The following is an 11510-nucleotide window of genomic DNA, read 5'->3' as shown; positions in this document are numbered from 1 at the left end:
GCCGTGGGTCACGCTCCGTCACCGGACGCCGGGTTTCTCGACGACTGGGCCGCCCGGCTGCGTGCGGTCGCCGAGCGGCCGGTCGTCGGCATCATGCTGCGCGGCAGCCACGCCCGCCGGGCCGCCACCGGGCACAGCGACGTGGACCTCGACGTGCTGGTCGGCGGTGCGCCGTACGCGGCCCGGCGGGCGTACCTGGCCGGCTCCCGCGGCCGGCTCACCCACGTGTCGGTGGCCGCCCGGGACGTCCGCTCCTGGGTGGCCCACCTCGGCCAGCCCGCCGACTGGGCGTTCGGCCTGCCCGTGCTCGCGCCGGCCCGGCTGCTGTGGGCCGACGCGCACTGGCGGCCCCGGATCGACCTGCCGGTGCTCTCCCAGCCGGCCGGCGAGCCGGAACTCGAGGAGCTGATCGCCACGCTCGGTAAGGCCGCCGGGGCTCGCGCCGCCGGAGACCACCTCGGCGTCCGGCTCGCCGCCGCCGACCTGGCTCGGCTCTGCCCGTCCGTGCTGCGGCTGGCCAACCCCTCGGTGCGCGTGGCCTCCCGCCGGGCCGCCTTCGCGGCCGCGCTGAACCTCCCCGTCGCCCCGGTCGGCTACCGGGCCGACATGCTGCTCTGCCTCGGCCTGCGCCCCGGTGCGCCGGGACAGCTCTGGGCCGCGGCGGTCCGGCTCGTCACCGGGTCGCTGCCGCTGATCCGCCCGTACGCCGCCCAGATCGCCGAGACCGCCGGCCCGGACCTCGCGGACGCCCTGCACGACGGCCGTCTCGACCGCTACGTCGCCCAGCTCGTGGGGCCGCCCGACGTTGCGGGTCCGGCACGGCGGGAGCCGTCGCCGGTGCCCGCGCCGCGTGCGGGAGAATGGGTCACTGTGCCCGTACCTGACGCGCCGGTGACCGGCGCACCCACCGACCCGCCGGGCTCCGGCCCGGCCCGCCCGTCCCGGCTCGACCCGGCCATCGCGGCCCGACTGCGGCGCACCGCCGACGGCCTGGTGGCGGCCGTGGTACGCCAGCACGACTCGGGCGAGGTGCTGATGGTCGCCTGGATGGACGACGAGGCGTTGCACCGCACCCTCACCACCGGCCGGGCCACCTACTGGTCGCGCAGCCGCCGGGAGTACTGGGTCAAGGGCGCCACCTCCGGCCACCACCAGTACGTCCGCTCCGTGGCCCTGGACTGCGACGGCGACGCGCTGCTCGTGAGCGTGGACCAGGTCGGTGCCGCCTGCCACACGGGGCACCGCACCTGCTTCTTCGACGAGCTGCCCGTCAGCGGCCCGGAGACGCCATGACCGACGGCACGGTGAGCCCCGACCAGGCCACCTTCACCGAGCTCGCGGGGCGCTGGCGGGTCGTGCCGGTGACCCGGCGGCTGCTCGCCGACGCGGAGACCCCGGTGGGCGTCTACCGCAAACTGGCCGGCGGGCCGGGCACGTTCCTGCTGGAGTCCGCCGAGCAGGGCGCCGGCTCGGCCGGCATGGCCTGGTCCCGCTACTCCTTCGTCGGCGTACGCAGCAGCACCACGTTGGTCGAGCGCGACGGCGCCGCCGCCTGGCTCGGCCAGCCCCCGGCCGGCCTGCCCACCGGGGGTGACCCCGTCGCCGTGCTGCGGGAGACCGTCACGGCCCTCGCCGGCCCCGCCTGGGACCCGGCCAGCGGGATGCCCCCGCTGACCGGCGGCATGGTGGGCTACCTCGGCTACGACCTCGTCCGCCGCTTCGAGCGGCTCCCCGAGCTGACCGAGGACGATCTCGGCGTGCCCGAACTGGGCATGATGCTCGCCACCGACCTCGTGGTGCTCGACCACTACGACGGCTCGGCCATCCTCGTGGCCAACGCCGTCCTGCCGCCCGTCGACGAGCCGGACCGGGACGCCCAGGTGACCGCGGCGTACCACCACGCGGTGGGCCGGCTGGACGCCATGACCACCGCCTTGTCCCGCCCGATCCCGCCGATGATCTCCACGGTGGACCGGCCCCCGGCCGGCGAGGTGGCGAGCCGCACGCCGGAGGGCGGCTACCCGAAGGCCGTGGAGGCCGCCAAGGAGGCGATCCGGGCCGGCGAGTGCTTCCAGATCGTGCTCTCCCAGCGCTTCGAACGGCCCACCCACGCCGACCCGCTGGACGTCTACCGGGTGCTGCGCACCACCAACCCGAGCCCGTACATGTACCTGCTGCGGTTCGACGGGTTCGACATCGTGGGCTCCTCGCCGGAGGCGCACCTGAAGGTGACCACCGAGGCCGGCGGGCGGCGGCGGGCGCTGCTGCACCCCATCGCCGGCACCCGCCCCCGCGGCGGCACCCCGGCCGCCGACGCCCGCCTCGCCGCCGAGCTGCTCGCCGACCCGAAGGAGCGGGCCGAGCACGTCATGCTGGTCGACCTGGGCCGCAACGACCTGGGCCGGGTGTGCGAGCCGGGCACGGTCGAGGTGCCCGAGTTCGCGACCATCGAGCGGTACAGCCACGTCATGCACATCGTCTCGACCGTCGTCGGCACCCTGCGGCCGGACCGGACGGCCTTCGACGCGCTGGCCGCGACGTTCCCGGCGGGCACCCTCTCCGGCGCCCCGAAGGTGCGCGCCATGGAGATCATCGAGGAGTTGGAGCCGGTCCGGCGCGGCGTCTACGGCGGCACGGTCGGCTACTTCGGCTTCGGCGGCGACCTGGACATGGCCATCGCCATCCGCACCGCCCTCATGCGGGACGGGCGGGCCTACGTGCAGGCCGGCGCCGGGGTGGTGGCCGACTCCGACCCGGCCGCCGAGGACCAGGAGACCCGGAACAAGGCCGCCGCCGTGCTCGCGGCGATCGCGGCGGCCGAGACCCTCCGGGCGGCGCGGTGAGTGCGAGGAGCGCAGCGCAGCGGAGCCCCGCAGTCGCGAACGAAGAGGTGGCCCGATGACGGCGTCGGAGGAGGGCGCGCGGTCCGCCGCGGGCCGGCGGGAGCTGACGTACGCCGTGCTGCTCTGCCTGGCCGGCGCGGGCCTGGCGCTGTGGGCGGCGACCCGCACCTGGTCGGTCGAGCTGACCGTACGTCCGTCGCCGCTGCCGCCCGAGCGCGCGACCCGGACCGGCGCCGGCCTGCTGCCGTGGCTGCCCGCGCTGGCGGTGGTCGGCCTGGCGGGCGGCGGCGCGGTGCTCGCCACCCGGGGCCGGCTGCGGCAGCTTCTCGGCGCCCTGCTCGCGGTCCTCGGGCTGGCGGTGGCGGCCGGCGGCGGCTACGGCCTGGTCGCCGGGTTCGAGGGCGAGGTGAGCCGGCAGTGGCCGGCGCTGTGTCTGCTCGGCGGCCTGCTCGCGGCCGGCGGTGGGCTGCTGACCGCGCTGCGCGGCCGGGCCTGGCCGGCGATGGGGGCCCGCTACGAGCGCCCGACCCGGAACGCGGCGGCGCCGGCGGCCGGACCCGCGGCCGGCCCGGTGACCGGGCGGCGGACGACGGAGGCGTGGGACGCGCTGGACCGGGGCGAGGACCCGACGGTCAACTGACCGGCTGCTTCTCCCGCTCCCGACGGGCGGCGGCGCGCGCGGCGGCCAGTTCCGCCACGAGGCGGTCCAGTTCGGCGCGCCGGTCGGCGCGGGCCCGGTCGGCGCAGACCGCCTCCCAGGCGTTGCCGCGGGCCGTACGCATCCGTCCTTCGCCGATCACGGCGCGCTCCACGGTGTGCACCACACCCACGGCGAGGGACGCCACGGTACGGGAGATGGTGGTGAGGCCGAGGCTCTGGTGCGGGCCGGCAGTGCTCATGGTCACCCCGAGAGAGGTCGGTCGGTGGGGGTCGGGCGGGCGCATCATCGAGTCTGCCCGACCCCTATGCTCGCGGGCTCACGTTTCGCCGTGGTGTCCGTCGCACCAACGGCCGGTCGATGTCCGCCACCAGGGCGGGGGCGGCCTCCTTGAGCTTGGTCACAGCATCGATCGGCGTCGTTGAGCGCGCCGATGCCCCGGTGAGGTGGCATGATCGATGGGTCGGTGTCGATGCGCCCGGGGCCGAGCCGAGTGGCGCCCGTCGATGGCGGAGGTGGCGCTAAGTGACATCGCCTTCACGGCAGGTCGGCCATTATGCCGCAGGCCCTTCCGTGAGCAGCGCCATACCCCCACCACCTGGCGCCAGGTGGCGCCCCCTAGCATCGGCCCATGACACCCGGAGAGGGGAGTCCGTTGGTGACTGCTGAGCATGCGCACGCGGAGGGGGACGAGGCCGGTCCGGCAGCGTCCGCAGGCGTGCTCGACGAGATCCTGGCCGGCGTGCGCGAGGACGTGGCCCGCCGCCAGGAGCAGGTTCCGCTGGAGCGGATCAAGGAACTGGCCGCCGCCGCCCCGCCGCCGCTGGACGCGTACGCCGCCCTGCGCCGGCCCGGCGTCGCGGTGATCGCCGAGGTGAAGCGCGCCTCGCCGTCGAAGGGCCGGCTCGCGGAGATCGCCGACCCGGCCGACCTGGCCGGCGACTACGCGGCCGGAGGCGCCCGGGCGATCAGCGTGCTGACCGAGGGGCGCTGGTTCGGCGGCTCGCTGGACGACCTGGCCGCGGTCCGCGCCGCCGTGCGGATCCCGGTGCTGCGCAAGGACTTCGTGGTCTCCAGCTACCAGGTGCACGAGGCGCGGGCGCACGGCGCCGACCTGGTGCTTCTGATCGTCGCCGCCCTCGAACAGAACGCGCTGGTCGGCCTGCTGGAGCGCATCGAGTCGCTCGGCATGACGGCGCTCGTCGAGGTGCACGACGAGGAGGAGGCCGACCGGGCGCTGGAGGCCGGTGCCCAGGTCATCGGGGTCAACGCCCGCAACCTGCGTACCCTTGAGGTCGACCGTTCGGTGTTCGAGCGGATCGCGCCCGGCCTGCCCAGCAGCGTCGTGAAGATTGCCGAGTCCGGCGTGCGCGGCCCGCACGACCTCATCCGGTACGCCTCCGCCGGTGCCGACGCGGTCCTGGTCGGCGAGGGCCTGGTCACCCAGAAGAGCCCCCGGGAGGCGGTGGCCGAGCTGGTCAACGCCGGCAACCACCCGGCCACGCCCCGCCCGGTGCGCTGATCGCCGCACCGCCCGCCGCATCGAGAGGACCTGCCCCATGAGCGCCGACGCGCCGGCCTCCGCCACCGGCTCCCACCCCGACGCCGCCGGTCACTTCGGCCGGTTCGGCGGCCGGTTCGTCCCCGAGGCCCTGGTGGCCGCGCTCGACGAGCTGAGCGAGGCGCACCGCGCGGCGATGGCCGACGAGTCGTTCCGGGCCGAGTTCGACGCCCTGCTGCGCGACTACGCGGGCACCCCGTCGCTGCTGTACGAGGCCCGTCGCTTCTCGGCGAAGCTGGGCGCGCGGGTGCTGCTCAAGCGCGAGGACCTGAACCACACGGGCGCGCACAAGGTGCGCAACGTCCTCGGTCAGGCGCTGCTCACCCGGCGGATGGGCAAGCGGCGGGTGATCGCGGAGACCGGCGCCGGCCAGCACGGCGTGGCCACCGCCACCGCGGCCGCGCTCTTCGACCTCGACTGCGTGGTCTACATGGGCGAGGTGGACACCGAGCGGCAGGCCCTGAACGTGGCCCGGATGCGCATGCTCGGCGCCACCGTCGTCCCGGTAACCACCGGCTCCCGCACCCTCAAGGACGCCATGAACGAGGCGATGCGGGACTGGGTCGCCAACGTCGACGACACCCACTACCTGATCGGCACGGTCGCCGGGCCGCACCCGTTCCCGGCCCTCGTCCGCGACTTCGTGCGCGGCATCGGCGACGAGGCACGCCAGCAGTGCCTCGACCTGACCGGTGGACTGCCCGACGCGGTGACCGCCTGCGTGGGCGGCGGGTCGAACGCGCTCGGCATCTTCCACGCGTTCGTGGGTGACCCGGACGTGCGGCTGTACGGCTTCGAGGCCGGCGGCGAGGGCGTGGCGACGGGCCGGCACGCGGCGAGCATCACGGGCGGCTCGCCGGGCGTGCTGCACGGCACCCGCACGTACGTGCTCCAGGACGCCGACGGCCAGACGGTCGAGTCGCACTCGATCTCGGCGGGCCTCGACTACCCCGGGGTCGGGCCGGAGCACGCGTGGCTGCACGACGCCGGTCGCGCCACGTACCTGCCGGTCGACGACGCCGAGGCGATGGCCGCGTTCCAGCTGCTCTGCCGCACCGAGGGGATCATCCCGGCCATCGAGAGCTCCCACGCGCTCGCCGGCACCGTGGCGATCGCCCCGAAGCTCGCGGCCGAGCTGGGCCGGGAGCCCACCATCGTGGTCAACCTCTCCGGCCGGGGCGACAAGGACGTGCACACCGCCGGCAACTACTTCGGCATCCTCGACAAGGAGCAGTGAGACCGTGAGCCGCATCGGGGTCGCCTTCGACAAGGCGCGCGCGGAGGGGCGGGCGCTCCTGGTCGGCTGCATGCCGGCCGGCTTTCCGACCGTCGAGGGCAGCATCGCGGCCATGACCGCCATGGTGGAGGCCGGCGTCGACGTCATCGAGGTGGAGATTCCCTACTCCGACCCGGTGATGGACGGCCCGGTCATCCAGAAGGCCAGCGACATCGCGCTCGCGGGCGGCGTACGCACCGCCGACACGCTGCGCATCATCGAGGCGGTCGCGGCCACCGGCGCGCCGGTCGTCACGATGACCTACTGGAACCCCGTCGAACGGTACGGCGTCGACGCGTTCGCGCGCGACCTCGACGCCGCCGGCGGCACCGGCCTCATCACCCCGGACCTGATCCCCGAGGAAGCCGACCCGTGGCTGGCGGCTTCCGACGCGTACGGGCTGGACCGCACCTTCCTGGTGGCGCCCTCGTCCACCGACGCCCGCCTCGCGATGACCGTCGAGCACTGCCGGGGCTTCGTCTACGCGACCGCCATCATGGGCGTCACCGGCGCCCGGGCGCAGACCTCCGCGGCGGCGCCCGTGCTGGTGTCCCGCGTCCGCGAGGTCACCGACCTGCCGGTGGGTGTCGGGCTCGGCGTCGGCACGGGAGCGCAGGCCGGCACGGTCGGTGGGTACGCCGACGGCGTGATCGTGGGCAGCGCGCTCATCCGCTGCCTGCTCGACGCACCGGACTTCGACGCCGGGCTCGTCGCGCTGCGGACGCTGAGCGCCGACCTGGCCGAGGGCGTCCGCAACCCGTCCCGCTGACGGCCGCGGGCGGCCGGCCCCGTACGCAGCCGGCCCGTACGTGGGCGGGGCGCGGCGCGTGAGTCCTCCGGTGATCGGGCCGAACGGCGCCGGCATGACCTGCGTGCTCGATCCTCGGTGTCGGGTCCTCGGTCCTCGGTCCTCGGTCCTCGGTCCTCGTGCGGGCTGCGCTGCTCGGTGCCGGTGCCGGTGCCGGTGCCGGTGCCGGTGCCGGTGCTCGGCGTCTACGCTCGCTGCTCCGTGCTCGGTGCTGGTGTTGGCGCTCGCGCCCGGCGCTCGCTCGGTGCTCGTGTTGGCGCTCGCGCCCGGCGCTCGCTCGGTGCTCGTGTTGGCGCTCGCGCCCGGCGCTCGCTCGGTGCTCGTGTTGGCGCTCGCGCCCGGCGCTCGCTCGGTGCTCGTGTTGGCGCTCGCGCCCGGCGCTCGCTCGGTGCTCGTGTTGGCGCTCGCGCCCGGCGGTCGCTCGGTGCTCGTGCTCTGTGCTCGCTCGGTGCTCGTGCTGGCGGGCGCCTGCGCGCCGCGCCCTGATCGACTCGACATCCCGGAAGTCGCGGCATCCTCGACAGCCGGATACGCCGATTTCCAGGAACTCGAGTCGATCACCCCGGCGACACGGCTTGATCCACACCAAATCCCCGATGTGGCGGGGTCACAGGCGCGGGAACCCCGCCACATCGCCGATCCGGAGTCGATCTCGCTGATCGCCCCTCCGCCGAGCCGGGGCGGCGCGGCTCGACGACCGTCGCCACACGGCAATTGCCACCCGCAGTCGAGGCCCGGGCGGGTAGCGACACGGCAATTGCCACCTCGCAAGTCGCGCCGACCAGTCGCCGCCCGGGCGGTCGCCGCACCGCAGTCGCTACACACCGCAGTCGTCCCACCGGACGGACCAAACCCACGCCACCTCCTTTGCTCTGCACCCCTATCCGCACCAGTAACGGTGCGTCACAGCGCCACGCGGCCTCGCCCATGCACTCTCCGCGATCCCGCTGGTCAGCGCGGTGGTGCATCCGTGGGTGCAGAGCAAAGCGCCGGAGGTGGGGTGGGCCGACCCTCAGTGGCGGTGACCGTCGGTAGCGTTACGGAGGGTGAGGTCGACCTTGGGCCGTCGGTGCCGACCGCCGGGCACATCCGCCGTGACGGTCGGCCCTGCCCGGCCTGAGTCAGACGTCGCCGGTCGGTCGGCGTGGCGGGGCGGTCGCGGGTGGGGTCGGAAGCGGACCCGGGCGCTGTTCCGGCGCGCGGCTGATCGCCGCACCGGGGCCGCCCGCCGCGCCCGCCGCCCCGGCCGCCGCCCCGGCCCCGCCCGCCGCGCCCGCCGCCCCGGCCCCGCCCGCCGCGCCGGTCCCGGCCGCCGCGCCGGTCCCGGCCGCCGCGCCCGCCTCGCCCGCCCTGGCCCCGCCGGCGTCGGGGCCTCCGTCTTCGGGGCTGCCCCTGTGGCCGGTGCTCGACTCGGGTGACGTCGCGCAGGTGCGGAGCACACCGGAGCGGCCGGCAACCGCGTCGGCGAGCGCGGCCCGGGTGGTCGGGGTGAGCGCCTCGGGCAGGCTCGCCGGGTCGTGCCAGGAGAGTTGGCAGCCGCCCACCGGGTCGGCGACCGGGGCCGCCCCGTGCGCCCGGGCGCGGAAGACGTGGACGAGGACGCCCGGAAGGGGCCCCGCGCGGCCGGGCGTCGGTGCCGCGCCGGCCGCTGGCTCGCCCAGGTGGTAGAGACCGACCAGGTCGACCGCCTCGACGTCCCAGCCGGTCTCGCCGCGGACGACCCGCACGACGGCGGACACGGGGCTCTCGGCCGGGCGCGGCCGGCCGCCGGGCAGCGCGTGCCGTCGCTCGCCGCGGCCCTGCTGGCAGAGCAGCACCCGGCCGGCGTCGTCGACGACGACCGCGGCCACCGCCCAGGTGAGCCCGCTCATGGACAAAGAGCCTACGGGGTACGAGTGGGAACCCACGGCGACCGCGCCCGAGCCGTGGACCGGGGTGCCACTAAGGGGGTCGACAGCGGTACCGTGTGCATCCGTGACTCTCGCCTCGCTGCCCCCGCAGGTGGCCCTGCCGAGCCCGACCACCGCGGTCTGGCAGCTGGGGCCGCTCCCGGTCCGGGCCTACGCGCTGTGCATCATCGTCGGGATCCTGGTCGCCTGCCTGGTGACCGAGTACCGGTTGCGCCAGCGCGGCGTCGCCCCGGGCGCGGTGCTGGACATCGCCGTCTGGGCGGTGCCGACCGGCATCATCGGCGCCCGGATCTACCACGTGGTCACCTCACCCGAGAAGTACTTCGGCACCGGTGGGGACCCCATGAAGGCATTCGCCATCTGGGAGGGCGGCCTCGGCATCTGGGGTGCCGTGGCCGGTGGCGCGCTCGGCGCCTGGATCGCGGCACGGCAGTTGGGCATCCCGTTCGGGGTGGTGGCCGACGCGTTGGCCCCGGGCCTGCCACTGGCCCAGGCGATCGGCCGCTTCGGCAACTGGTTCAACAACGAGCTCTTCGGTGGCCGTACGACCCTTCCCTGGGGGTTGGAGATCCACCGGATGGACCCGGACAATCCGGGTCACGCGCTGCGCGACGACACGGGCCGGCCGATCCTCGAGCCGGGTCTCTACCACCCGACGTTCGCCTACGAGGCGCTGTGGAACATCGGCGTCGCGGCGCTGGTCTTCGCGCTCGACCGCAAGTTCCGGTTCGGCCGGGGCCGGGCGTTCGCGCTCTACGTGATGGGTTACACCGCCGGCCGGTTCTGGATCGAGCTGATGCGCACCGACGAGGCGAACACGATCCTCGGCGTCCGGCTCAACGTCTGGACCGCCGCGCTGGTCTTCCTCGGCGCGCTGATCTACTTCCTGCGGGTCCGGGGCCCCCGCGAGTACCTGATCCCGGTCGGCGCCGCCCCCACGCCGGCGGCGGCACCGGCCGAGTCGGACGTCTCCCAGGTCGACCTCTCCGCCCGCGAGGCCGGCGCGCGTCGCGGCGCGCCGGACGGTTACCGGGTGGTCGACGAGGACCAGTTCCGGGCGTACCAGGAAACCGGCGCGGTCCCCGCCGACGCGCCGACCGATGCCGACACCGACGACACGCCGCCCACGGGCGGGGCCGACGCCGGCCCGGCCCGGGCGGCATCCGGCGACGAGCCGGCGCGTGACGACGACCGGGCCGGCGCCGCCGGCTCCGGCACGGTCGACCGCGAGAGCTGACGGAGGAGCTGCACCCATGCGAAGCGCGGTGGTGGTCGGCGCGGGAATCGGCGGCCTCGCGGTCGCCGGCGCGCTGGCCCGGTCCGGCTGGCAGGTCACCCTGCTGGAACGGGCCGACCGGGTCCGCCCCGAGCCGACCGCGGTGGTGCTCTGGCCCAACGGCGTCCGCGCGCTGCGGGCGCTGGGGCTCGGCGCGGGGCTGGAGGCGATCGCCACGCCGCTGCCCGACGGCGGAGTACGCCACCCCGACGGGCGCTGGCTCGTGCAGCCCCGGCCGTTGCCGGCCGACCGCACGCCCGTCGTGGTGCACCGGGAGGACCTGCACGACGCGCTGATCGCCGGGCTCGGCGACCGGGTGGAGCTGCGTACCGGCGTGACCGTGCGGACGGTGCGCGCCGAGCCGGGGGAACGCCCGGCCGTGGGGGACGGCCGGCAAACCGTCGAGGCCGACCTCGTCGTCGCCGCGGACGGCACCGACAGCGAGATCCGCCGGCGGCTCGCCCCCGAGGCCACCGTCGTCAGCTCGGGCTCCGCGGCGTGGCGGGCCGTGATCCCCTGGTACCGGGCGCCGCGGCTGCCCGCCGACCAGCCGCTCGGGGGCGAGGTGCTCGGCGCCGGCTACCGTTTCGTCTCCGCCTCGCTCGGCGACCGCGGCTCGTCCGGCGGTTCCAGCCGGGGCGGCATCTACTGGGTGGCCACCGCGGCCGGCGCGCCCCGCCCCGAGCCGCCGGAGACCCAGCTCGCGCTGCTGCGCCGCTGGTACGCCGGCTGGCCCGCCCCCATCGGCGACCTGCTCGACGCCACCGACCCGGCCGACCTCGTCCAGCAGGAGGTGCGCGAGCTGCGGCCGCTGCCCCGCGCGTACGGCTTCCCGGTCGGCCCGGGTGGCGTCGTACTGCTCGGCGACGCGGCGCACGCCATGCCGCCGCACCTCGGGCAGGGCGCCTGCCTCGCCTTCGAGGACGCGGCGACCCTCGCCGCGCTGCTGCGCGAGTCGCGGTTGCCGGACGCCGTGCAGGCGTACGACCGGGTACGCCGCCCCCGCGCCGCGGCCGTGGTGCGGCAGAGCCGGCGCATGTCGGCGGTGCTGCAGACGCGGGGCCGGCTCGCGCTGCGCGCCCGCGACGCGGCGCTGGGCACGCTCACCCCGCGCCTGCTCAACACCGCCGCGGCCTCCGCGGCCCAGTGGCGCCCGCCGACCTGACCCGCGCCGCAGC

Annotated in this window: 10 protein-coding genes and 1 pseudogene; 9 read left to right on the top strand and 2 right to left on the bottom strand. The window is 75.9% G+C overall.

The window, feature by feature from the left end; genetic code table 11:
* Positions 1 to 93: 93 nt before the first annotated feature.
* The 4 genes and pseudogenes from ACSNOA_RS23775 to ACSNOA_RS23760 all read left to right on the top strand — a co-directional run.
* Positions 94 to 690 (top strand): annotated as a pseudogene (locus ACSNOA_RS23775) (phosphoribosyl-AMP cyclohydrolase); the annotation flags it as partial.
* Positions 691 to 870: 180 nt separating this feature from the next.
* Positions 871 to 1293: a phosphoribosyl-AMP cyclohydrolase gene (gene hisI, locus ACSNOA_RS23770; RefSeq protein ID WP_436662426.1), complete on the top strand. Its 423-nt coding sequence runs from the start codon at positions 871 to 873 to the stop codon at positions 1291 to 1293.
* Positions 1290 to 2843: an anthranilate synthase component I gene (locus ACSNOA_RS23765; protein ID WP_436661532.1), complete on the top strand. Its 1554-nt coding sequence runs from the start codon at positions 1290 to 1292 to the stop codon at positions 2841 to 2843. The genes hisI and ACSNOA_RS23765 overlap by 4 nt, the downstream gene beginning before the upstream one ends.
* 55 nt (positions 2844 to 2898) lie before the next feature.
* Positions 2899 to 3483, top strand: coding sequence for a Trp biosynthesis-associated membrane protein (locus ACSNOA_RS23760; protein ID WP_436661530.1), 585 nt, complete (start codon positions 2899 to 2901; stop codon positions 3481 to 3483).
* On the opposite strand, the gene ACSNOA_RS23755 is transcribed toward ACSNOA_RS23760, so the two are convergent.
* On the bottom strand, positions 3476 to 3742 hold the full coding sequence (locus ACSNOA_RS23755; protein ID WP_436661528.1) for a hypothetical protein: 267 nt from the start codon (positions 3740 to 3742) through the stop codon (positions 3476 to 3478). The two genes, ACSNOA_RS23760 and ACSNOA_RS23755, sit on opposite strands and share 8 nt — an antisense overlap.
* 477 nt (positions 3743 to 4219) lie before the next feature.
* Between ACSNOA_RS23755 and trpC the strand changes: the two genes are divergently transcribed.
* The 3 genes from trpC to trpA are packed head-to-tail and all read left to right on the top strand — an operon-like array spanning position 4220 to position 7107.
* Positions 4220 to 5023 carry an indole-3-glycerol phosphate synthase TrpC gene (trpC, locus tag ACSNOA_RS23750; RefSeq protein ID WP_436662425.1) on the top strand — a complete coding sequence of 268 codons (804 nt, stop codon included), beginning with the start codon at positions 4220 to 4222 and terminating at the stop codon, positions 5021 to 5023.
* 37 nt (positions 5024 to 5060) lie between these two features.
* Positions 5061 to 6299 (top strand): tryptophan synthase subunit beta, encoded by a 1239-nt coding sequence (trpB, locus tag ACSNOA_RS23745; protein ID WP_436661526.1) that lies wholly within the window; start codon positions 5061 to 5063, stop codon positions 6297 to 6299.
* Between the two features lie 4 nt (positions 6300 to 6303).
* A complete protein-coding gene (gene trpA, locus ACSNOA_RS23740) occupies positions 6304 to 7107 on the top strand; it encodes a tryptophan synthase subunit alpha (protein ID WP_436661524.1) in 804 nt (267 codons plus the stop codon).
* Between the two features lie 1160 nt (positions 7108 to 8267).
* Here trpA and ACSNOA_RS23735 read toward each other — a convergent pair.
* Positions 8268 to 9017 (bottom strand): NUDIX hydrolase, encoded by a 750-nt coding sequence (locus tag ACSNOA_RS23735; RefSeq protein WP_436661522.1) that lies wholly within the window; start codon positions 9015 to 9017, stop codon positions 8268 to 8270.
* Between the two features lie 103 nt (positions 9018 to 9120).
* Here ACSNOA_RS23735 and lgt point away from each other — a divergent pair, with 103 nt between their 5' ends.
* Both lgt and ACSNOA_RS23725 read left to right on the top strand, forming a co-directional pair.
* Positions 9121 to 10293, top strand: a complete 1173-nt coding sequence (gene lgt, locus ACSNOA_RS23730; protein WP_436661520.1) for a prolipoprotein diacylglyceryl transferase — start codon at positions 9121 to 9123, stop codon at positions 10291 to 10293.
* A gap of 16 nt (positions 10294 to 10309) precedes the next feature.
* A complete protein-coding gene (locus ACSNOA_RS23725; RefSeq protein ID WP_436661518.1) occupies positions 10310 to 11497 on the top strand; it encodes an FAD-dependent oxidoreductase in 1188 nt (395 codons plus the stop codon).
* Positions 11498 to 11510: the final 13 nt, after the last annotated feature.

It is taken from the genome of Micromonospora sp. URMC 103 (assembly GCF_051386435.1).
Taxonomy (GTDB): Bacteria; Actinomycetota; Actinomycetes; order Mycobacteriales; family Micromonosporaceae; genus Micromonospora.
Note: the sequence above shows the minus strand (reverse complement) of the source record. Positions and strands in the feature narration are given on the sequence as shown.

What these genes read in the sequence shown, in the direction of transcription:
- ACSNOA_RS23765 (WP_436661532.1), top strand. Translation starts at nt 1,290, where the DNA reads ATGACCGACGGCACGGTGAGCCCCGACCAGGCCACCTTCACCGAGCTC.
- ACSNOA_RS23735 (WP_436661522.1), bottom strand. Translation starts at nt 9,017, where the DNA reads ATGAGCGGGCTCACCTGGGCGGTGGCCGCGGTCGTCGTCGACGACGCC.
- trpB (WP_436661526.1), top strand. Translation starts at nt 5,061, where the DNA reads ATGAGCGCCGACGCGCCGGCCTCCGCCACCGGCTCCCACCCCGACGCC.
- ACSNOA_RS23725 (WP_436661518.1), top strand. Translation starts at nt 10,310, where the DNA reads ATGCGAAGCGCGGTGGTGGTCGGCGCGGGAATCGGCGGCCTCGCGGTC.
- ACSNOA_RS23755 (WP_436661528.1), bottom strand. Translation starts at nt 3,742, where the DNA reads ATGAGCACTGCCGGCCCGCACCAGAGCCTCGGCCTCACCACCATCTCC.
- ACSNOA_RS23760 (WP_436661530.1), top strand. Translation starts at nt 2,899, where the DNA reads ATGACGGCGTCGGAGGAGGGCGCGCGGTCCGCCGCGGGCCGGCGGGAG.